The 21,844-nt window shown below is 40.1% G+C and carries 15 protein-coding genes; 11 read left to right on the forward strand and 4 right to left on the reverse strand.

What is annotated here, in order from left to right; all coding sequences use genetic code 11:
- Nucleotides 1-108 precede the first annotated feature (108 nt).
- Together ACQFX9_RS18270 and ACQFX9_RS18275 are read left to right on the forward strand one after the other, a co-directional pair.
- Nucleotides 109-3,483 (forward strand): PAS domain S-box protein, encoded by a 3,375-nt coding sequence (locus tag ACQFX9_RS18270; protein ID WP_427157491.1) that lies wholly within the window; start codon nucleotides 109-111, stop codon nucleotides 3,481-3,483.
- 72 nt (nucleotides 3,484-3,555) lie between these two features.
- Nucleotides 3,556-3,933 (forward strand): response regulator transcription factor, encoded by a 378-nt coding sequence (locus ACQFX9_RS18275; RefSeq protein WP_427157493.1) that lies wholly within the window; start codon nucleotides 3,556-3,558, stop codon nucleotides 3,931-3,933.
- 184 nt (nucleotides 3,934-4,117) lie between these two features.
- Here the strand turns inward: ACQFX9_RS18275 and ACQFX9_RS18280 are convergent, their stop codons facing one another.
- Nucleotides 4,118-6,067, reverse strand: coding sequence for a DNA polymerase III subunit gamma/tau (locus tag ACQFX9_RS18280; protein WP_427157494.1), 1,950 nt, complete (start codon nucleotides 6,065-6,067; stop codon nucleotides 4,118-4,120).
- A gap of 608 nt (nucleotides 6,068-6,675) precedes the next feature.
- Between ACQFX9_RS18280 and ACQFX9_RS18285 the strand changes: the two genes are divergently transcribed.
- Both ACQFX9_RS18285 and ACQFX9_RS18290 read left to right on the forward strand, forming a co-directional pair.
- Nucleotides 6,676-7,332 (forward strand): hypothetical protein, encoded by a 657-nt coding sequence (locus ACQFX9_RS18285; RefSeq protein WP_427157496.1) that lies wholly within the window; start codon nucleotides 6,676-6,678, stop codon nucleotides 7,330-7,332.
- Nucleotides 7,333-7,654: 322 nt separating this feature from the next.
- On the forward strand, nucleotides 7,655-11,416 hold the full coding sequence (locus ACQFX9_RS18290) for a tetratricopeptide repeat protein (RefSeq protein WP_427157498.1): 3,762 nt from the start codon (nucleotides 7,655-7,657) through the stop codon (nucleotides 11,414-11,416).
- A gap of 308 nt (nucleotides 11,417-11,724) precedes the next feature.
- Here the strand turns inward: ACQFX9_RS18290 and ACQFX9_RS18295 are convergent, their stop codons facing one another.
- Together ACQFX9_RS18295 and ACQFX9_RS18300 are read right to left on the reverse strand one after the other, a co-directional pair.
- Nucleotides 11,725-12,447 (reverse strand): response regulator, encoded by a 723-nt coding sequence (locus tag ACQFX9_RS18295; RefSeq protein ID WP_427157499.1) that lies wholly within the window; start codon nucleotides 12,445-12,447, stop codon nucleotides 11,725-11,727.
- 482 nt (nucleotides 12,448-12,929) lie between these two features.
- Entirely contained in the window at nucleotides 12,930-13,109 is a 180-nt protein-coding gene (locus tag ACQFX9_RS18300) for a hypothetical protein (protein ID WP_427157501.1), read from the reverse strand.
- Between the two features lie 388 nt (nucleotides 13,110-13,497).
- Here ACQFX9_RS18300 and ACQFX9_RS18305 point away from each other — a divergent pair, with 388 nt between their 5' ends.
- Both ACQFX9_RS18305 and ACQFX9_RS18310 read left to right on the forward strand, forming a co-directional pair.
- Nucleotides 13,498-14,802, forward strand: coding sequence for an ATP-binding response regulator (locus ACQFX9_RS18305; protein ID WP_427157502.1), 1,305 nt, complete (start codon nucleotides 13,498-13,500; stop codon nucleotides 14,800-14,802).
- Between the two features lie 83 nt (nucleotides 14,803-14,885).
- Nucleotides 14,886-15,992, forward strand: a complete 1,107-nt coding sequence (locus tag ACQFX9_RS18310; protein WP_427157504.1) for a sensor histidine kinase — start codon at nucleotides 14,886-14,888, stop codon at nucleotides 15,990-15,992.
- A gap of 46 nt (nucleotides 15,993-16,038) precedes the next feature.
- On the opposite strand, the gene ACQFX9_RS18315 is transcribed toward ACQFX9_RS18310, so the two are convergent.
- Entirely contained in the window at nucleotides 16,039-16,494 is a 456-nt protein-coding gene (locus ACQFX9_RS18315) for a response regulator (RefSeq protein ID WP_427162929.1), read from the reverse strand.
- Between the two features lie 622 nt (nucleotides 16,495-17,116).
- Here ACQFX9_RS18315 and ACQFX9_RS18320 point away from each other — a divergent pair.
- The 5 genes from ACQFX9_RS18320 to ACQFX9_RS18340 all read left to right on the forward strand — a co-directional run bounded on the left by ACQFX9_RS18320 (nucleotide 17,117) and on the right by ACQFX9_RS18340 (nucleotide 21,610).
- Nucleotides 17,117-17,557 carry a hypothetical protein gene (locus tag ACQFX9_RS18320; RefSeq protein WP_427157505.1) on the forward strand — a complete coding sequence of 147 codons (441 nt, stop codon included), beginning with the start codon at nucleotides 17,117-17,119 and terminating at the stop codon, nucleotides 17,555-17,557.
- Nucleotides 17,558-17,692: 135 nt separating this feature from the next.
- Nucleotides 17,693-18,895, forward strand: coding sequence for an AAA family ATPase (locus tag ACQFX9_RS18325; RefSeq protein WP_427157507.1), 1,203 nt, complete (start codon nucleotides 17,693-17,695; stop codon nucleotides 18,893-18,895).
- Nucleotides 18,896-19,079: 184 nt separating this feature from the next.
- Nucleotides 19,080-19,850, forward strand: coding sequence for a pentapeptide repeat-containing protein (locus ACQFX9_RS18330; protein WP_427157509.1), 771 nt, complete (start codon nucleotides 19,080-19,082; stop codon nucleotides 19,848-19,850).
- A gap of 94 nt (nucleotides 19,851-19,944) precedes the next feature.
- Nucleotides 19,945-20,565, forward strand: coding sequence for a TenA family protein (locus tag ACQFX9_RS18335; protein WP_427157510.1), 621 nt, complete (start codon nucleotides 19,945-19,947; stop codon nucleotides 20,563-20,565).
- Between the two features lie 148 nt (nucleotides 20,566-20,713).
- Nucleotides 20,714-21,610 carry a 2OG-Fe(II) oxygenase gene (locus tag ACQFX9_RS18340; protein ID WP_427157512.1) on the forward strand — a complete coding sequence of 299 codons (897 nt, stop codon included), beginning with the start codon at nucleotides 20,714-20,716 and terminating at the stop codon, nucleotides 21,608-21,610.
- Nucleotides 21,611-21,844 lie beyond the last annotated feature (234 nt).

The raw sequence follows: 21,844 nt of genomic DNA on the forward strand, positions 1-21,844 counted from the left end.
GAGACAAGGTAGACAAGGTAGACAAGGTAGCAATGAGAAAATTTTTCTCCCCAATGCCCAATTCCCCATGCCCCATTATCGTCACAGCCACCTCAAAAAATCTGAAATATGCCTACCCAAATTGAAGAATTTAGTCGTTACCTTTTAGAACATTGTCCTGTCGGGCTGGTGCTGTATCACCCAGATGGCAGGCTGATCGACATTAACCCCACTTTTGCTGAAATTTTGGGGCGTACTGTCACAGAAACTCTGCACCTCAACTACTGGGAAATTAGTGGGGACACATCTTTAGTTGCCGAACAGGCTCTGCTCAAGAGTATAAAACCAAGCGATCGCCTGAATGCTTACGAAAAGGAATTCATTCACAAAGATGGACATTTAGTCCCCGTTCGAGTCTCGGCACAGATGATTGAAAAAGCTGGGGAATGGCTGATTTGGTCAAGTGTGGAAAATATTAGTGATCTGAGAAAGGCGCAACAAGAACATCAAGAAGCGGCAAAAATTTTAAAGCAGAACGAAGCCCGCTACCGTTCTTTGATTAAAACTAACACGCAAATTATTTGGGTCAGTTCCCCAGAAGGCATTTGCTTTGAACTGGCAGACTGGATTGCTTACACAGGTCAAAGCCTAGCTGAAGCCGCAAATGGCGGGTGGATTGAGGCTGTGCATCCTGACGATCGCGGTTATACAGGAGAAGCTTGGGGTCATGCTGTAGCCAACCTCAGCCAATATCAAATTGAGTACCGCATTCGGGGTAAAGATGGCAACTATCGCTACTTTTGGGTTTGGGGCGCACCTGTGGTTGAAGATGATGGTAGTGTGCGCGAGTGGATTGGTACTTGCACAGATATTCATGACCGCAAACTAGCAGAAGCCGAAAATCAACGTTTAAAAGAACGATATCGCTCTTTAGTTACAGCCTCCTCTCAGATTGTTTGGGGTGCAACTCCAGAAGGTATGGCAATCAGCCGGGAAATGCCGACTTGGATGGCTTATACAGGTCAAACAGAAACGGAAGTAGAGGGTTGGGGATGGCTGGAAGCAGTCCACCCGGATGACCGCGATCGCTCGGCTCAAGTTTGGAATGCAGCCGTAGCTAGTCGATGTCTCTATCAAACTGAATATTGCCTACGTGGTAAGGACGGTAACTATCGCTACTTCTCGGTTTGTGGCGCACCCGTCAAAGATGCAGACGATAACGTCCGGGAATGGATTGGCACTTGTATTGACATTCACGATCGCAAACTAGCAGAAGCTGAAAATCAACATTTATTGGATATGCTCAATCATTCCAGTGATGCGATTATCATGCGCGATATGACTGATAAAATCTCTTATTGGAATCAGGGTGCAGAAAATCTCTACAATTTGAAGCGCGAACAAGTCAAAGACCATTGTATTCAAACTTTTCTCACCAAAACCTTTCCTAAACCCAAAGCAGAAGTGATTGCAGACTTACTAGAAAAAGGTAATTGGGAAGGAGAAGTACAACACCTGACCAGTGAAGGCAAGATGCTCATAGTTCAAAGTCGCTGGACACTGCAACGAGACATCACTGGTAAACCCTGCGCCATACTGGAAATCAATACTGATATTACGGCACGGAAACAAGCAGAAATCGCCCTCAGACAACTCAATCAAGAACTAGAAGCTAGAGTGATTGAGCGAACAGCCGCATTGCAAGATACCCTAGCACAAGCCCAAGGGTTAAACGCCATTTTAAATAATTTAGTGGATGGTCTGTTGGTAGTAGACACCGCCGGACACATCACCCACTGTAATCCGGCCTTTATCGCCATGCACGAATTGCTAACTACTCCAGTCGGTAAATATTATCAGGAACTGCCGATCGCCGGTTTAGCAGATGTGATTGAAAAAACTCTGTCCCATCCCCAGGAAATATTTGCAGCCGAAATTACCTTAGCTAAAGAACACATTGGTCAGGCTGTAGCTACTGCTATCTTTAAACAAACTACTGCTTGTGAACCTGCAATTTGTTTTGGTTCGGCTGTGTTAATTCGGGATATCACAGCCGAAAAAGAAATCGACAAAATGAAGACCGATTTCATCTCTACGGTGTCTCATGAACTACGGACACCTTTAACTTCGGTACTGGGTTTTGCTTCCATTATTCAAGAAAAGTTGGAAACGGATGTATTCCCCCTTCTAACCACCGAAGACCGTAAGCTACAAAAAACTATCAAGCGGGTAGGTGATAATCTTAACATTATCGTATCGGAAGCCGAACGACTGACATCTTTAATTAACGATGTCTTAGATATTGCCAAGATGGAAGCAGGTAAAGTGGAATGGCAAATGCAGCCTCTTGACCCCGATGAGTTAGTAACTTGGGCTACCAATTCCACAGCCGCATTATTTGAAACCAATGGCTTGAATTTAATTACTGAGATTGCACCTGGTATACCTCAAATTGTGGGCGATCGCCATCGTCTATTGCAAGTTTTAATTAACTTAATTTCTAATGCTGTGAAATTCACGCAATCTGGTAATGTCACCTGTCGTGTACAGCAAGCAAATGACGGTGTGTGTATTAGTGTCATTGATACAGGTATTGGCATTGCACCCGAAGACCAGCCGAAAGTATTTGAGAAATTCCGCCAAGTCGGCGATACCCTCACAGACAAACCCAAAGGTACAGGGTTAGGACTGCCCATTTGCAAACAAATTATCGACCATCACGGTGGTAAAATCTGGGTAGAAAGTGAATTTGGTCAAGGTAGTACATTTTCATTCGTTATTCCCACTTATAAAAGTGACAATAAAATCACTGCCAAGCTGAATCTAGATGCACTAGTTAAGCAACTCAAAGAACACGTGATTACTACCAATGCGGTACGTAACCACCAGCGAAAAACTATTTTGGTGGTTGATGATGATACTAATATTAGAGAACTCCTACGCCAACAATTAGAAAATGAAGGCTACAATGTCCGAGAAGCAAAAGACGGCATGGATGCAATTCAGCAGATTAAAATAGCCCGTCCCGATTTGATTGTTCTAGATGTGATGATGCCGCAAATCAATGGTTTTGATGTGGCGGCTGTCCTCAAAAATGATCCGCAGACAGCAGACATTCCTATCATCATTCTTTCAATTGTTGAAAATAAGGAAAGGGGTTTTCATATTGGCATTGACCGCTATTTAACTAAGCCCATCGACTCCGAAAAACTGTTGCGTGAAATTGGATTACTACTTTCTCAAGGAACTTCCAGTAAGAAAGTATTAGTTGTTGATCAAAACGCCTCCACTTTAAAAATAATGTCTGATGTTTTACAAACTCAAGGATATAACGTCATTGAAGCAGCAGATTCACAAGATTGTATTCACAAGGCTCTCTCAGTTAAACCTGACATGATTATCATAGATTCTATCTTGTCTGAAGAAGCTGAATTAGTGAAAACTCTCAGGTTTGAAAAAGAGTTAGAGAATGTATGTTTTATTTTGTTGTCGGATAGTCATTAGTCATTAGTCATTAGTCATTAGTCATTAGTCATTTCATTAGTTAAATATTCTCTTTTTAAAACACCAAATAATATGACCCACAAAATCCTTATTGTTGATGATGAACCGAACATTGTAATTTTAATGGAACAAGCTTTAGAATCATTGGAAGATGAGGGAGTGGAATTGATTACTGCGAAAAATGGAGAGGAAGCACTAGCAGCTATTAAAGCCGAAAAGCCAAATTTAGTTTTTCTAGATGTAATGATGCCCAAAATGAGTGGTTTGGAAGTTTGCCAAATTGTTAAACAAGACTTACAAATGACCGATGTTTACATTGTCATGTTAACAGCTAAAGGACAAGAATTCGATAAGCAAAAAGGTATGGATGTGGGTGCAGATTTATATCTCACTAAGCCATTTCGCCCGAAAGAAGTGCTAGAAAAATCAATGGAGGTTTTGGGTTTATAACACAATACGGTTCAGCTAAGGCTAAAATTTGGGTTCTGTGAAGTAAAGAAAAGTTCGTAGTAAGGACTTCAGTCCTTATAAGAGGACTAAAGTCCTCACTACAAACTATTTTCTTAACTGAACTGTATTGCCCTATCCCCTATGCCCCATTCCCTACCCCAAAAGAGTTTGTGAAACTATTAATCTAAAAATCATCATCTACCACCTCATCAACCCAATCAGATGTAGTAATTTCTGATAATTCCTCTCCATCATCCGTAAAGCGGATCACTTTCCCATCAAAAAATTGTGCCAAACGTTGGGCAGCGATCGCTACTTCATCTGTTTCCCAATTAGCTATCGGTGGTTCACTGACTGGGGGATCTGGTGTTTTGGCTTTACTGGCTGGGGGTTCGGGTTTGGCTGGTGTGGGTGTTACTGGGGGTGGCTGTGGTGTGGTTGGTTGGTGGTTATTGTAACTGGGTGCAGGGGACTGCTTGACAGTGGGTGAACTATGAGCAGTACCATTACCGTTAACTGGCGGCGTTTTCTTGGCTGTGGAGGGAGTTGATGTAGTGGCTTTTTCTAGACTGACTTGCACTTCCCGATTCACGGTCTGTTGAAAAGCTGCGGTAATCATCGGTATATCAGATTTTACTTTATCAAACCACACAGGTTTGACACCTAAACGGGCAATATTCCCCTCAAATTCAATCAAATGGCACATTTGACCCAATAAAGCCCGTCTGGGTATTTGCTGAATATTATTCAATACCTGTTGCCAAATTTGCCCTAAATCTAACTGCGTTGTAGCAACAGGTTCTGGTGTGGGTGGCGGAGAGGAATTGGGTGTTACAGGCTGTGCTTCTGGAGTCGGGGAAGGTGAGGGTGATGAAGCAACAGGGGCTACTTTTTCCTCTGGGATGGGTGGATGAGGTGGCGTAACTGGGGGAGGTGGTGGTGGTGTTGGGGTGACTCTGGGAGTTGGTATTTGTGGCGGAGTTGATAAACGCTGGTCGCTGGGTGAAATAATGGGTAATACGCCTGTAGCCACCGATGGCATATTAGCACTCGGTAAGAGTCCTAGTAATGTTACCTCTAACCATAGTCTGGGCTGGGTGGTGTTTTTAATTTGTACTTCGGCGGTTTGTAAGTGCTTTTGACCAAGCAAAATATTACTGACGGGTAAAGATTGGGCGCAATCAACTAGTGCTTTCCACGTTTGCTGGGTGCAGGCGACTAAATCTTGGCGGTTGGGTGCGGTTTTTGCTATCAGTAAATCACGGTAGAAACCTGCTAGATTTTGCAAAATTGTCAGTGGTTCTCGACCCCGATCTAAAATTTGGCGAGTTTGTTCTAAGACTAGTTCGGCGTGATCTTGGGCGATCGCCGTTAATAATCCCAACAAATCCCGTTCGCTGACTGAACCCACTAAATCCCAAACTCTTTCCGGTATGACTTCCCCTGGCAATAAAGCCAACTGGTCAAGGAGGCTTTCCGCATCTCGCAATCCCCCTTGGGAAAGTTGAGCTACTAAAGTTACAGCTTCCTGTGAAATAGTAATATTTTCCTTAGCGGCGATCGCACTTAAATGCTTAACCATCGCCCCTAACTCAATACGTCTAAAATCGAACCTCTGACAGCGAGAAATAATTGTGGGTAATACCCTCTGTGGGTCGGTTGTCGCCAGTACGAAGACTACGTGCTTAGGTGGTTCTTCTAATGTCTTTAGTAGCGCATTGAACGCCGCACTACTGAGCATATGGCATTCATCAATAACATAAACTTTATAACGGCACTGCACTGGAGCAAATTGGGCTTTTTCAATCAATTCGCGGATATTATCAACACCAGTATTACTAGCCGCATCAATTTCAATTACATCTAGGGAGTAACCTTTGGTGATTCCTTGACAAACATCACAAATTCCGCAGGGTTCAGCCGTAGGTTGAGGACTTTGGAGACAATTGAGCGATTTAGCCAGAATCCTCGCACTAGAAGTTTTACCTGTCCCTCTAGGGCCAGTGAACAAATAAGCCGGTGCGATTTTCGCTGAACGGATAGCATTAATCAGAGTGGTAGCGATCGCCTCTTGCCCCACCAGTTCAGCAAAACTCTTTGGGCGATACTTGTGGTGCAGGGGTTCGTAAGACATTGGGCTAACGGACTTCCAACTAAAAAATATACAGTCGCTTTGGTGGGCAGGAGGAGCAGGGGGGGTAGAGGGAGCAGGGGAGGAAAAATGCAATGAAAATATTTGTTTTGACTTAATTGACTAGTTTATTTTCTGGAAGTCCCTAAAAAAAATGCAATGCCTTTGGTGATTGAAAGACCAAAAACCTGATCAGTATACCAGTTTTATTCTTTGACCTTGAACTCTTGTTACTAAAAAGGGGGCTGGGGATTGGGGATTGGGGATTGGGGATTGGGGACTGGGGATTGGGGATTGGGGATTGGAAGGTAGACAGGGTAGACAAGGTAGACAAGGTAGAATTTATTTCCCAACTCACCACTCATTACTCACCACTCATTACTCATTACTCATTACTCATTACTCAGCACTCACTCCCCCCCAGGGTTAAAGCATTTTAAACTTTACCTCCCATCTTGGCGACAGTGACATAACCTAGAAAAGACAATTAAATAAACTCGCTCATATATATTTTGTTGATCAGAATCAAGGGACACTATAGTCGATAGCGTCAGCGTCTACAGTAGTTAATCGCTACAATCTTCAGGTAAACATATTAAATGGTACATCAAATGCTCAGGCGGCTTATTGAATGGATTAAAGGGTTTTTTCAAGGCTTATTCGGCAAAAAATCAACTGCGGCAAAAGTTAATAGGGAAATTTCCACAGAACCTGCACCCCCACTTACCGACACAGATTTAGAATTTCTGTTTACTGAACTCCTCGAAGGAGTACATCAGGCGCGTGGAGAAACATGGGCTTTACGGTGGCTGCAAAATATTGAGCATCGCATTACAACAGAACGCTGGATACAGTGGTTAAAGCAATTTGGTGAGAAATTGCTAGCCTCCTCTTCGCCAAATAATGAATTAGCCTCTCGATTAGTACAACTAGGTGAGTTGAACATCGGAGAAATCGGTGATGTTGCCTATGATATCGGTATGCAGATCCTCACCCGCAATCAAGGTGAACCCATCTGGGAATATGATGGCCCTGATGCTGATAGTACAAATATACCACAAAATCCAGACGCATCAACTCCTGAAGAACTTCCCGAAGGAGAATTTCAAACCGTCACCTTGGACGAATTGTTTGTGATGTTGCAACAAGATGAAAACCTCCGAAAACAAATGGCTGCCCAACTAGCCATTGAAACAGATGATCCGCAAGTCATTGTTGAGACTTTAGTCAATCAGTATTATGCTGCGAGTCAATCGGCGACGGAGTGAATTGGGGATTGGGGACTTATCAATTCAAAATTCAAAATTCAAAATTCAAAATTAAAGAAGGATTGGGGACTGGGGACTGGGAAAAGGAGACAAGGGAAGGAGGACAAGGTAAGAGATGAGAAAACTATTGACTATTGACTATTGACTGTTGACTATTGACTATTGACTATTGACCAATAAAGAAGTTTTGTATATTTTTTATAAAAACTTAACGGAAAACTCGGAGAATTTCAGTATATTTCGCATAAATCATGCTAGGCTACGATTTTTCAGCACAACGATGGCTACAATCTAGGTTAAACAAAATCCAAGAGTATGGCAGATGCTCACTCGGCTATTGCAGTGGTTTAAAACGGTAGACACACACCCAGTTCTTAGTAACCAAACTGGCTCTTTTAAATCTATCAGGGAAGAACAGATGGCGGAAATGCCACCTGAGTTAACTAATGCGGATCTGGAACTCTTGTTTACTCAGCTTTTAGAAGGTGTACATCAAGGGAAAGGACAACAATGGGCAATCAAGTTCTTCCAAAGGATGGAAGACAGGATTAGTGTTGATCGTTGGATAGATTGGCTGTTGATTTTTGGTGAAAAGTTGCTTCTTTCGCCTGCACCTAATCATCTGGTAGCTACGCAAATGATCCAATTAGGTGAGTTGGATATCGGTAAGGTCGGTGAACTAGCTTATGAAATTGGTGTCCAGTTGTTAAATAAGGATGCTGATGATTTGTCTTTGGAGGAGCAAGAGCCAGAAATATCAGATTCTGCCGATGATGTTACTGATCCAGCCCTAGATTCCCCAGGACAGGAGTTGATTCGCAATTTCGGTGATCTGTTATGGGAGTCGGAAGAACCAGAACTTGCATCTACTAGTGATGAGGAAGGCCAATTTTTCGCCAGTAGTCCGCAATTAGAGACAGAAACATTTACAGACGGTGACTCAGGAAATCCACAAGAATTAATTTGGCAAGAACAGCCCCAAGAAATTGAGTTTGTCGCACCAATTGAGTCTCTGGTGGCGACAACTATCGAAAACTTGGCTGAATTGAGTTGGGATGATCACTCGGAAGCAGTGATTGTCACTACTCCGGTGGAAATTATGCCAGATCAAGCAGATACCATCACTAGCTTAAGTGAAGTGGTATTTGATACATCAGCCTTAGATATCGGAGCAGTAGTTTTAGCGAATCAAGGTGGATGGGAGCAGTCGATAGATAATTTAGAGTCGAATGTTGCCTATACGATAGATGAATTGTTAGTGCGGCTGGATCAAAGTGCTAGTTTAGTTCAGCAGTTAGCGGCTAATCTTGCTGTGCAACCGCAACAACTTCCGGCTATTAAAGGTGAATTTTCCAGCGTGGTGCAGGCGCAAGCGTTGTTTTATCAAGGTTTGCAGCAAGCAAAAAGTGGTGATTTAACAGCCGCGATCGCGTCCTATGAACAAGCGATTCAACTTAATCCCCATTCTCATGAGTATTGGTTTAATCGGGGTTTAACGTTATTTCACTTAGAAAGATTTACGGAAGCACTCGCCTCCTATGACCAAGCCATTCAACTCAAGTCTGATTATTACAAAGCTTGGTACAATCGGGGCGGCACTCTGGGACAATTAGGATTATTTGAAGAAGCGATCGCCTCGTTTCAAGAAGCCATTCATATTCATGCGGATAACTCAGAAGTTTGGGCTAGTAAAGCTTGGGCAGAATTAAAATTAGGGCAAATTCCCGAAGCTATAGCTAGTTATGAGCAAGCACTGCAATTAGAACCCCAAGACGCAGAAAACTGGTATTACCGAGGTATTGCTTTAAGTATCGATGAACAACATCAAGCGGCGATCGCTTCCTATGACAACGCCTTAGAAATTCAACCAGATTTCCATGAGGCTTGGATTGACCGAGGTGTTGTCTTATTTAATTTAAAACAATGGCCAGAGGCGATCGCGGCTTGGGATAAAGCTTTAGCTATTCAACCGGATTTCTACTTAGCTTGGTATAATAGGGGTATCGCTTTAGACAACTTAGGTCGCAAAGAAGAAGCGATCGCCTCCTATAGTCAGGCGATCGCTATTAAGCCAGATTTTCACCTGGCTTGGTACAATCAAGCCGTTGCCTTATTTTATTTGGAACGGTATTTAGAGGCCATATCCGCCTACGACAACGCCTTAAAAATTAAACTCGACTATTGGGAAGCCTGGATTGGTCGAGGTACGGCCGTAGGTCAAATTGATACTGATAATTTAAATCTCTTAACTACTATTGCTTTAAATCATCCTGGCTTAAATCAGGGTAGTTACGCAGGTAAAATCGCCAGTTATGAAGAAGGTTTAAAACAAGTCCGCGCTGACACCCACCCTGAAGGCTGGGGTAGACTACATCTAGCGATCGGTAATACTTACTACGAACAAGGTAAAAAACAGCAGACATCGCGCAACTCCTGGCGCAAAGCTGTAACTGAGTATAATCAAGCACTATTAACTCTTACATATCAAGATTTCCCCCAGTGGCATTTAGAAGTTCTACAATCTCTGATTAAAACACTGTTAGGACTAGGACAATTAGCTCAAGCACAAGATTTATTACAACGTGCTACTAACTTATTACAACAATTGCTCAGTGATAGCAATCGTACTGAAGAAAGTAAACAACAGTTAGCCCTCAAATTTGCTGGTATAGAGCAAATGACAGTTGATGTGACTGTAGAGTACGGTGATTTAGTAGAAGCATGGGAACTTGCCGAATATCACAAAAATGCTTGTTTAAATAGGCTGTTGTTTACCAGAAATACAGATATTTCCTGCCTCAATTATCGCGCCACCCAAACATTACTCAATCCCCATACCGCCATTATTTACTGGCATTTTAGCCCCGCAGCCATACATACATTTATCATTAAAGACCAAGCCCCGTCACCAATTCTGGTCTTTACACCCATGCAAGATGCCGAGAAAACCGGTATATCACTGCAAGATGTATCTTTACCGGAAGCCACAAGACGACTAATTGCTTTTGAAAATTGGTTAGAAAGTTGGCAGCGAGATTATCAAGAATATCGCCTCCAAGCCCAAGATGAAACTAGTAGAAATAATCATCCTTGGCGATTAGAAATGGAGGCAAAATTACAACAATTAAAAGATATTCTAGAAATTGATACCATCACTCAAGAACTGGAAGATATCCAGCAATTAATTTTAGTGCCGCATCGAGATTTACAAAGATTGCCACTTCATGTCTTATTCCAGATGAATGAGGCTGGAGAATATAGTCCCGAATTAAACTTAAGCGTTACTTATTTACCTAGCATTCAAACAGGGTTATCTCTGCGGAATGCCAATATGGGGGATTTAACAGAACAAGCATTATTAAGTATTGAATATCCTATCAATAGTTATCATTCAAGCTTTAAATTTGCCAATCTGGAAGCAGAAATTGTGAGCCAAATGTTTAATAATCCCCAACGCATCCAGGCACAAGCAGCAACTAAAGAGAATGTTGAAAATAATTTATTTGATCGTTATTTTAATCAGTATAGTCTTTTCCACTTTGCCGGACAGGTAATTAATTACATAACTGAACCTACTGCCTCAGCATTAGCACTCACGGGTGAAGATAAACTGACTTTAGCCGAAATCATCCAAGGTAATTTAGCTACTTATAATTTAGTCACCCTTTCTAGCTGTGAGACGACATTTACTAGTCACCAAACCATTACTAGTGAATATGTCAGTTTAGTGAACGGATTTTTAAGTGGGGGTGTACCGCATATCTTGAGTAGCCTATGGACTGTAGAATCATCAGCTAGTGCGTTAGTAATTATAGAATTTTACCGCCAGCTAAAGTTGGTGCGATCGCCTGATCAAGCCTTAAACACAGCCACCCAATGGCTACGAGAATTAACAGCCTTAGAGTTACAACAATGGTATGAAGACTTACTCAATCAATTACATCCAGAAGAATTGAAATTACGCGCCTATTTAGCCACACAGCTTTATAGAATCAGTAAAATGGATGGGGATAAAAAGCTATACTCCCACCCTTATTATTGGTCAGCTTTTATTCTCACAGGTAAGCCTCTAAGTAATTCGTAATCCTAAATTTTTATCCCATACTTGGGTATAGGGCAATACGGTTCAGATAAGAAAAATAAATTTCAACCAAGGGAGCAAATGATCACTCAACAAAAAACGAAAAAATGATTTTGGAGGGGGTTTGGGGGACGCAACCGTCCCCCAATCGGGGGCTTGGGGGAGAATCCCCCAAATCTTGCTCATTGTCTCATAGGCAGAGCAAAAATTGAGAAATTAACTCTCACCACCTTAACTGAACCGTATTGGGGTATAGGGGTGTAATTACTCAATAAATTACGAATTACGAATTACGAATTACGGATTAGTAATTATGCCACCAAACCGGAACGCAAAGCACGTACAGCCGCCTGGGTACGGTCATCAGCACAGAGTTTGTTAAGAATATTACGGACGTGGGTTTTAACTGTGCCGACGGTAATATAAAGTTTCTCAGCAATTTGTCCGTTACTGCAACCAGCAACGATTAATTCTAGAATTTCTAACTCTCTTTGGGTGAGGGGGTATGTTTCTAAAACTTGCTCGTATTCTGAAGGTAAGGCTTCAATTTTGACTGTTTTTGGCTTATCTGCGGATTGAGTTTCTACAGGGATACCTTGCCGCATTTTCTGTAATACTACATTCGCGATCGCTGGATCAATCCAAGAGTTGCCGGCGAAGGTAGCTTGTATCGCCTCTGTCAACTTACTGATACTCGTCTCTTTCATGTAATAAGAGTCTGCACCTGCTGCGAAGGCTGCTAGCACCGCATCCTCTGTGTGATCCATTGTCAGGATCAAAATTTTCGTGTTTGTTTGTCCACTTTCGGCTTGATAGCGTTTAAACTTACGGGTGAGTTCGATTCCATCCATGTCGGGTAAGCCAATGTCTACCACCGCAACATCTGGCTTGGCTGTTTCCAAAAGTTTTAGTCCTTGGGTAGCATTAGCAGCTTCACCAATTACTTTCAATCCGCCGTGGGACTGCAATGCAGCTCTTAGCCCCATCCTTGTCAGGTCATGGTCTTCAATTAAAATAATGCTGATATCGTTCATTGCTTCACCCACTCTTCTCCCTCTACAACTGACAAACTAAACTGACAAATTAAATTGTTTTAGTTGTTTTTAATTTGCTTTTTATGAGTTTTCCAAACCAAAGATAGATGTTATTTGCATAGGTTTGCATCCACCGATAGAAATAATCACTGTGATGTCTTTTGAGTCTGAACTGAGCTAAAAATCCTGCTAGGGATATATTAATTTTTGACTGAATGTGATGAATTGATTGCTCAGTCATCCTGAGAGGAGGTGAAAATAATTATTTTAATGGGTGAAGCAAAATTCTAACTAAATTAAACTACCTTTTTGGCTAATATTATGCTCTTCTAGTCTAGCGCAGGCTGGATGAATACCACAATTTGACCTTGACAGATGATCTGACTTTGGGATCTACGGAGCCTCCATCTATCGTTAATTGTGAATTTTGTCAACTTTCATAGCTAGCGATCGCATCATCAATACAGGCGTAGATGTGACGATCACCACTCATGGATCTGAGTCTCAAAGGTATCATCAGATTTAGCTGTGGCGGAATTTTTACACAAGAGGCGTTTCCTGACTCCAATACAAGCGATCGCGACCTTGAAACGGCTCAAACCAACGGTAAATAATGTTCCTTCCCAACTCTCACCAATGGGTGAGGACGGGTCTTCACTCATTCTTTTAGAATTGTAATTAAGTTTAATAAAGTATTTTATTTTACTTGGTAATGCTGCTAGCTTTTTTTGGCAGTTATTTACTCTTAATTAAGAGAGTATCGTTTACTCACGGGTAGTTAAACATGAAATAAAATAGCTAACTGGGAAATTTATATCTTGAAGTATGTTCATACAATTGTAGCAAAAAAATAGAACCTAATACCTTTAGTTATTAAACTGACTCTAATTTAGATTCAGAATTGGTTTTCAGTTTAAATAGTCTCATCTGAAGTCTAAAATTTAGCATTTTGTGGAAACAACCAACTCAACATTTAACATCATTTAGTTTGATCCTTTACACCAGATATGTTTGATACCACCCTGTATTTAACAGCGAAAATCAAGACCAATGAACGAAACGTTGAGAATTTTGGTCGCCGACGATGATGAATTAGACCGCCAAACAGTTTATTTAGCTCTCACCCAAGCAGGCGTAAACATAGAAATGTCTGAGGTAAGTGATGCCAAAACCACTATATCTATCTTAAGAAATACTACTTTTGACTGCATTTTTTTGAATGCTCGCTTACCAGACCAAGATAGTATAAGCTTAATTAAAAAGCTCCGTGATGCGGAAATTAAAGTACCTATAGTAGTCATCACAGAACAAGGAGATGCACAAATCGCCGTTGAATTAATGCAATCAGGTGCTACAGATTATCTTGATAAATCTAGATTATCTTCAGCAACATTAACTCAGGTTTTGCGCCATGCAATCCGCATCCACCAAGTGGAAATGCAAGCAGCTTCCGCACATCAAAAACTCAAGGAAAGTCATGAACAACTACTACGGAAAAATCAAGAACTAGAAAAGCAAAGACAACAAATACAGCTACAAAATTTAAAACTGCTAGAAGTTTCTCAGCTAAAATCACAGTTTTTAGCTACCATGTCTCATGAGTTGCGAACCCCCATGAATGCTATTATCGGGTTTGCTCAAATCCTATTGCGCCCTAAATTTGGTAAACTCACATACCAACAAGCAGATATGGTAGAACGTATCCTCAATAATGGTAAGCATTTACTACTGCTGGTGAATGAAGTCCTCGATTTTGCTAAATTAGAGGAAGGAAGATTAGCTCTACAACCAGAATTTTTTGATTTAGCTAACTTGACTAAAAAAGTAGTTGGTGAAGTGCGTTCTCTAGCAGAGACAAAAAAGTTATCTTTGATAGTCAAAATCAATATAGATAACCCTGTAGTGTTCAATGACCCCATCAGAGTCAAACAGATATTATTGAACTTATTATCTAATGCGATTAAGTTTACTGAGTCTGGTAGTATTTGGGTGGAAGTAAAAAACCTACAAGAAAATCGCATCGCGATCGCAGTTCGCGATACAGGTATAGGTATATCATCCCAAGATTTTCAGCATATTTTTGAAGCTTTTCGACAGCTTGATCAAACTATTACCCGCAAATATCCAGGGACAGGTTTGGGTTTAGCTATTATCAACTCTCTAGTACAAATGATGGGAGGTAAAATTTTTCTGGAAAGTCAAATAGGAGTAGGTTCAATGTTCAAAATAGAACTACCAAGACAAATATCATTATCTACCACAAATAAAACCTCTGAAGGTGTACAATTTGATGGTTCAGGAATTTTATCTACGGTGCAGAAAAGCAGAAATCAGAATTCAGAATCGCGCACTTAGAATTTCTGCCACCTTAGTCTGAAAATTGCGAAAAGGTTTAAAAAATTTCTTAAACAAAAAAAATTCTTAACCAGTTGATTATCATGTCTGTTGTGGAAAACTCTCAAACTGATCGCATTTTAGCTGTTGATGATACTAGAGATAATCTCATTTTAGTTCAGACAATTCTGGAAAGTGAAGGCTATGAGATTGATTTAGTCTCAGATGGGATTTCAGCCTTAGCAAAAATCGCTCAATCTCCACCTGATTTAATTCTCTTAGATGTGATGATGCCAGGAATGGATGGTTATGAAGTAACTCGACGCATTCGCAATAATCCCCATCTCAACTACATACCGATTTTGTTAATTACGGCTTTTCACGAATCTAGTGTGGTAGAAGGTTTAGATGCTGGTGCTGATGATTTTATTCGCAAACCATTTGATACAGATGAACTTTTAGCTAGAGTGCGATCGCTTCTCCGTCTCAAGCACAGTCTAGACGAACAACGCAAAATGGCGCGTCAACGGGAAGACTTTGTATCTCGTCTGACTCACGATTTACGCACACCCTTAGTAGCAGCTGATCGAATGCTGGGGTTATTTGAACAAGAAACCTTTTGCAAAATTTCCCCCGAAATGAAACAAGCGATCGCTGTGATGATTCGCAGTAATAAAAATCTCATGCAAATGGTTAATACCCTCCTAGAAGTCTATCGCTTTGAGGCAGGTAAAAAAACCTTAAACTATGAAAGCTGCAACTTACCAGAAATCGCCACCGAAGTAGTCAGCGAACTCAATCCGTTAGCTGATGAAAAACATATCAGTCTCAAACTCGATACCAGTCAACTAGACACTTCAGGAGAAAACCCTGCTTTCGTCATGGGTGATGCTTTAGAGTTAAGGCGCGTTCTACATAATTTAGTAGGTAACGCCATCAAATTCACCGACACAGGCGGCGTAAGCATTAAAATTTGGGAAACTAATCAGCACTGGGTAAATATCGCAGTAGCAGATACAGGTTATGGAATTGCGCCTGAAGACCAAGTTACTATTTTCGAGCGATTTCGCCAAGGTAGAAATAAAAGATCAGGTAGCGGCTTAGGATTACACTTATCTAGCCGTATTGTTGAAGCCCATCAAGGTAAAATCGGACTAACATCCGAACTCGGCCGGGGTAGTACATTCACAATCCAACTACCCAAAAAGTAGATTAATCTATAGCCAATAACTCACCCTTGATCCTGTTCCCTATTCCCTATTCTTGACATAACTGATAGGGGGAGAAAAACTTAAATTTACTCCAGAGTAATCGGCGAATTACTAACTCTAACTCTTCTATCATGTAGGGTTTGCACAGATATCCCGCAAATCCTGCCTGCATAATCCGTTCTTGATCCTCTCTATCCGCTAAAGCGGTGACAGCAACCACAGGAATTTTGCAAGTGAGGGGTTCTTGTTTTAAGTACCCCATCACATCAATTCCATTAATACTGGGTAACAAAATATCCAACATAATTAAGTCTGGCTGATACTCTTTAGCTACTAGTAAAGTAGTTGCACTATCTTTTTGACAAATAAATCTACAGCCAAGTGATTCCAGAGCATAACTAATCAGTAGTAGACTGTCATCGTGGTCTTCCACTGCTAAAATTAACGGCTGCTGAGGGTTATGCTGCTTATGCTCACTCATGAATGATTGTGCCAGATACATTTTAGAAGATTCCACGAAAATTTACGTTCACGATTCCTATACACAGATAAAGTCTCTTATTAGTAAAAATTAAACGATTCACACTGCAAAAAGTCGATTTAAGATAGCGGATATTTCCCTCTGAATACGCCAGAAATCCTCATTAACGGAAAGTTTTCTCTGGAGAAAAATAATTCCTACACAAATATCATACATTTGCTGATTATCAGCAACATTACGGAATATTTTTTGCATAGATTCATAATAGCTTAATATATCTTTTCTTGTAAGACCGTATAATCTCTGGTTTAAATTCTCTCAGTAACCTAAAATATACAGTTTTGTAAACAAATTTTCTGAATGGTTGTGTATTAAATAATTGAGATTTATTTAATTAAATATAACAATTTGTAAAAATATATATAGTTCTTATTTGTGTAGTATTTGTAGTATATAATATATTTGCAGCTAAACATAGCAGTCTTCAATCATTGATGACAACGTATCTGCTCAAAAATCAACTAGAAATCCTATAGGACTGCCATAACAAATATTATTTATTAGCTAAAATTCATAAATTCGTTAGTGGTCATACTCCATACCAAAGTTAGTAAGCAGCATAATCTTCAATTCCATATCATCAATGAAAGATAAATATCAAACAGTTGAGGAAATCGTATATATTATTGAATCTTTCCACAACTGCACCTTACCCTGTCACCATTGGGATCATCATGCCCATTTAACTGTTGCTCTATGGTATCTTACCCATTATCCGCAAGCAGAAGCTATCCACTTAATTCGTGAGGGTATAAAAAAATATAATAAATCTCTGAATATTCCCACCACAAATAATCGTGGTTATCATGAAACTATGACGTTATTTTGGATCTATCTAGTGAGTAGATATTTAAAACAGATTCACATTAATACTAGGTTATTAACCATGACTAATCAATTGATTCATCATTATGGTAACAAATATTTAATATTTGACTACTATAGTAAAGAATTAATCATGTCTGGGAATGCTAGGCAAAACTGGGTAAATCCAGATTTGCAAGAAATAGATGTTGAATATTGACTAAATGATTACTACTCTACTTGAGAGAGTTTGACAGGCTACGATTGCTGATATACCCGAATTCTTCAAAAAATCGAGATTCTATCACCTCTCATAATTTGTTTATAGACTACTACCTTTAAGTAAATATAAGATATGGAATTTGAATATTTTAGCCGCTACGATAGTACACCAAAAAATCAAAACCGCCAAAGCTTACTGGCTAGTGGCTGGCGACCATTACAACGAGAAATAAATTGGCAATTTTTATGGGAACTTTTTAATCAAGACACCAAAGAATTGACGCAGAAAACCTTGAATTTAGCAAGTGGGATGGCGGAAATTCTAGGTAGAAATAATTATACATGGTGGGCAAATATCTTAAGTTTAGCCTCAGAAAATACTCGCTACGAAATAGAAAAGTTTTGGCACTATATTACACCAGAACCACAATCCCCAGATTATCGTTACAAAGATGTCTTAAATACGGAAACTCCTATATTGCAATTTGTGAGTCGCAATAGTATTCCCATTGACTATGTGTTAAATCGCCTACAAGAAATCACAGTTTTACGTGTTTTAAACGTCTTAGGTCGGCCTGATATCATTACTCAGCATTATCTAGAAAGAGATTTTTATTATCCTGTAGAAAAATTTGTGAACTGGGAAAGAATAGATGTGGTCAATACAGTATATGCTTATTGGTCACAGCAGGATGTGTGGCTACAAATTGAAGCTTACGATCGCGGACGGCGACAATATACCCTCATGTCTAGAGATATGTCGCCACTCATCAACAAAGCCACATATGACCTAGCCGTGATGTTGAGTGGTTATCAAAGCCGTGTGGGTAAGGTTCACAGCCAATTCCCCATTCGCACTTTCCCTACAGATATTCAAAGCTTCACAGATACAGTCCAGCAAGCCATCCTCAATCAAAAGCAGCTAGCGGTGGTAGTTCATGGCGAACCAGGTACGGGAAAAACAGCTTGGACACAAGCAGTAGCACAAGAAATTCTTGTACCGTTAGGATTCGTCATTTTTATTTTGGATCATGATGCGATCGCTAACTTTGTTCCACCCACATATTTAGAGCGAATTTGCATCATTATTAATGAAGCTGACAACCTAGCGCAAAATCGTGCGTCCGAAGTAGCCCAATATAACAACAAAACAGAACACATTTTGAGTCTATTGGATGGAACCTTATATCAAAGCGTGATTGACGACACAGGAATTCACAGCAAGCAGCGATTAGTAGTATTAATGACTTGTAACACCACTGAAAGACTAGATCCAGCAATGCTGAGAAAAGGTAGAGTTGATTTAATGTATGAATTTGCTCAACGATTTGTCTAACTCAAAATCAAGCAAGTTCCCATCCCCAAAGGGAAAGATATCTTTCCCTACATCCCTATACCCTTTAATACTCAGTTTCGTTGGTTCACTGAGGGCAATTTTCTGAGGATACGCTTATCATAAGCTCAAGTATAAATTTGTCTTAGTTGATTTGAGTGCCGAAGAAAACGTTTGCTCAACCAATATGAAAAATATAATTTTAGCCACATCCGTATTATTAACTACCCTTAGCCTGACTAATACGGCTCAAGCAGTCAATCCTGAACATTTAAAACAGCTAATAGCGACTAAGCAATGTCAAAATTGTGACCTATCTAATGCAAGTTTAGTGATGGCAGATTTATCAGGAGCAAACCTTAGTGGTGCTAACCTGACAGGTGCTAATCTTAGCCGTGCTAACTTAAGCAGTGCGGACTTACGGGGTGCAAATTTGAGTGGTGCAGGTTTATTTGGTGCTAACTTAAATGCAGCAAAACTAGGTGGTGCAAATCTAGCAAATGCAGACTTGCGGAGTAGCTATCTAGGAAATACAGAATTTACTGGTGCTTACGTAACTGGTGCTAACTTTCAAGGAGCTGTCGGGATACCATTACAAATTGCTACCGCCGATGAATTTTATGCGTTAGGAGTAGCAGAAGGTCAAAAAGGTAATCAACGTCAAGCTATTACTTATTTTAATCAAGCGATCGCCATCAAACCAGAATACGCAGGTGCATACTTAGCTCGTGGTGTCGCCAAATATCAAATGTTAGACAGAGAAGGAGCATTTCAAGACGCTCAAACAGCAGAAAAACTCTTTACCAGCCAGCAAAACACCACCGGAATCCAAACATCACAAGCCTTTATCAAAGAAGTGCAAACCCCCTACACAGAAAAAGTCACCGCAGGTAAACCCACCTTGACTGACTTCATAGGTAGCCTTGGTTCAGTATTACTACAATTCCTACCCTTCTAAATGCTGACACCAAACTCACGACTAACGACTAATAACTAATGACTAATGACTAATGACTAATGACTAATGACTAACAACTAATGACTAACAACTAATGACCCTATCTACTCAATTATGGGAAGCAAATCAAGACTTAGCACAAGCCTGTCTACAACATCCCTTCGTCCAAGGTATTGGTGACGGTTCGTTAGCACAGCACAAATTTGCTTACTATGTAGGACAAGACGCATTTTTTCTAGAATCTTTCGCTCGTGCTTATAGTGTGGCGGCGGCTAAAGCACCAAACTGGCATGGTTTTGCAACATTTCACGCCTTAGCTGGAGGAGTTTTAGCAGAACTACAACTGCATCAAAATTATGCTCATCAATGGGGTGTTGATTTAACCACTGTAGAACCTGGAATGGCTACCCGTCGCTACACTGACTTTTTACTAGCCACAGCTTGGAGTGCAGATGTAGGGTTAACTGCGGCAGCTATGTCTCCTTGTATGCGACTGTATGCTTATTTAGGAGAACAATTAGCCAGCAATGGTATTCCCAATCATAGATATACTAACTGGATTGAGACTTACAGCAGTGCAGACTTCGCTCCATTGGCACAGCAATTAGAAAATGTCGTCAATAATTACGCCAAAGCTGACAATTCAACTCACACCACATATCGCTACGCTATGTTATGCGAATACGATTTTTTCCAAGCTGCGTGGATGATTTAAACAACATTTACTTGATATCATCCCAAGACAGGCGTGCTAAAACTATGACATTAGTAAATATGTCAAATACACTACCAAATTAACGCCAAAATCAGTATTTTTGTTTTCTTTTAACCACAATCTTAACTATCAAAAAATACCAAGTCAAATGTCTATACAACAGAATTTGCAGCCATCAGCATCTCAAAATATCAAAGTCCAACTTCTTTTAGCTGGAGGACATCAGTATACTGTTTACTTAAATTCAGATACAACTATCCTCCATAGCCTCTTAACAATAATAGCTGCTCGTGCTTATAAACAAGAATCAGCTAGTTCAAAATTATTCCAAATTCCTATTAACGAAGGTCATGCAGTCTTATGTTTCTCTAGTGATCAACTGGTTGGTGTAGTAACAGAACCTCCTGTTTGGCTACAACAAGTAGACAATACTAACAATAATAACTCTATAGATTCTAATATTTTAAATTCTCATTACATCCAAATAGATAATTTCCTATCATCAAGTGAGCATGAACAGCTAATTCAGTACGTATTAGCTAGAAAATCTCATTTTATTCCTACTAGCACTTCTACTAGTGATGAAAACTATCGGCGATCAATGGTACTTTACTCATTTCCTGAATTTCATGAATTAATCATCAATAAAATTAAAAATATAGTTCCCGACATTACAAGCAAGTTAAACATACCATCTTTTAATATATCTCAAATAGAAGGTCAAATCACAGCACATAATGACGGCAATTATTACAAAATTCATAACGACAATGGCAGTCCAGATACTGCTAAAAGAGAACTAACATATGTTTATTACTTTTACCAAGAACCAAAACGATTTTCGGGTGGAGAACTATTAATCTACGATAGTAAGATTGAAAATAACTACTATGTGCAAGCTGAGTCTTACAAAACTGTTGAACCTCGTAATAACAGCATCGTCTTTTTCCTCAGCCGATATATGCACGAAGTTCTACCTGTAAGTTGCCCATCTCAAGATTTTGCTGATAGTCGTTTTACTGTCAACGGTTGGGTTCATCGTTGATATTAAAAAGCATAAATACTGACTACTAAGTAGAATGGTGTAGATAATTCAAGGTTTGTAGTAAGGACTTTAGTCCTCTAATAAGGACTGAAGTCCTTACTACGAACTTCCCAAATTTTAGCCTTAACTGAACTGTATCACTATATAAAATCTTTAGTCTGAAATCAGAAATAATACTGAAAATAAAATCGCTATAAAGTCTCTTTTAAAAATGGGAACTTATGAGGATTTTCG

The sequence above is a fragment of the Aliinostoc sp. HNIBRCY26 genome, from assembly GCF_050235535.1.
Taxonomy (GTDB): domain Bacteria; phylum Cyanobacteriota; class Cyanobacteriia; order Cyanobacteriales; family Nostocaceae; genus Trichormus.

What these genes read in the sequence shown, in the direction of transcription:
- ACQFX9_RS18340 (WP_427157512.1), top strand. Translation starts at nt 20,714, where the DNA reads ATGTCTATACAACAGAATTTGCAGCCATCAGCATCTCAAAATATCAAA.
- ACQFX9_RS18280 (WP_427157494.1), bottom strand. Translation starts at nt 6,067, where the DNA reads ATGTCTTACGAACCCCTGCACCACAAGTATCGCCCAAAGAGTTTTGCT.
- ACQFX9_RS18295 (WP_427157499.1), bottom strand. Translation starts at nt 12,447, where the DNA reads ATGAACGATATCAGCATTATTTTAATTGAAGACCATGACCTGACAAGG.
- ACQFX9_RS18275 (WP_427157493.1), top strand. Translation starts at nt 3,556, where the DNA reads ATGACCCACAAAATCCTTATTGTTGATGATGAACCGAACATTGTAATT.
- ACQFX9_RS18310 (WP_427157504.1), top strand. Translation starts at nt 14,886, where the DNA reads ATGTCTGTTGTGGAAAACTCTCAAACTGATCGCATTTTAGCTGTTGAT.
- ACQFX9_RS18300 (WP_427157501.1), bottom strand. Translation starts at nt 13,109, where the DNA reads ATGAGTGAAGACCCGTCCTCACCCATTGGTGAGAGTTGGGAAGGAACA.
- ACQFX9_RS18315 (WP_427162929.1), bottom strand. Translation starts at nt 16,494, where the DNA reads ATGTATCTGGCACAATCATTCATGAGTGAGCATAAGCAGCATAACCCT.
- ACQFX9_RS18325 (WP_427157507.1), top strand. Translation starts at nt 17,693, where the DNA reads ATGGAATTTGAATATTTTAGCCGCTACGATAGTACACCAAAAAATCAA.
- ACQFX9_RS18305 (WP_427157502.1), top strand. Translation starts at nt 13,498, where the DNA reads ATGAACGAAACGTTGAGAATTTTGGTCGCCGACGATGATGAATTAGAC.
- ACQFX9_RS18320 (WP_427157505.1), top strand. Translation starts at nt 17,117, where the DNA reads ATGAAAGATAAATATCAAACAGTTGAGGAAATCGTATATATTATTGAA.
- ACQFX9_RS18290 (WP_427157498.1), top strand. Translation starts at nt 7,655, where the DNA reads ATGCTCACTCGGCTATTGCAGTGGTTTAAAACGGTAGACACACACCCA.
- ACQFX9_RS18335 (WP_427157510.1), top strand. Translation starts at nt 19,945, where the DNA reads ATGACCCTATCTACTCAATTATGGGAAGCAAATCAAGACTTAGCACAA.
- ACQFX9_RS18330 (WP_427157509.1), top strand. Translation starts at nt 19,080, where the DNA reads ATGAAAAATATAATTTTAGCCACATCCGTATTATTAACTACCCTTAGC.
- ACQFX9_RS18270 (WP_427157491.1), top strand. Translation starts at nt 109, where the DNA reads ATGCCTACCCAAATTGAAGAATTTAGTCGTTACCTTTTAGAACATTGT.
- ACQFX9_RS18285 (WP_427157496.1), top strand. Translation starts at nt 6,676, where the DNA reads ATGCTCAGGCGGCTTATTGAATGGATTAAAGGGTTTTTTCAAGGCTTA.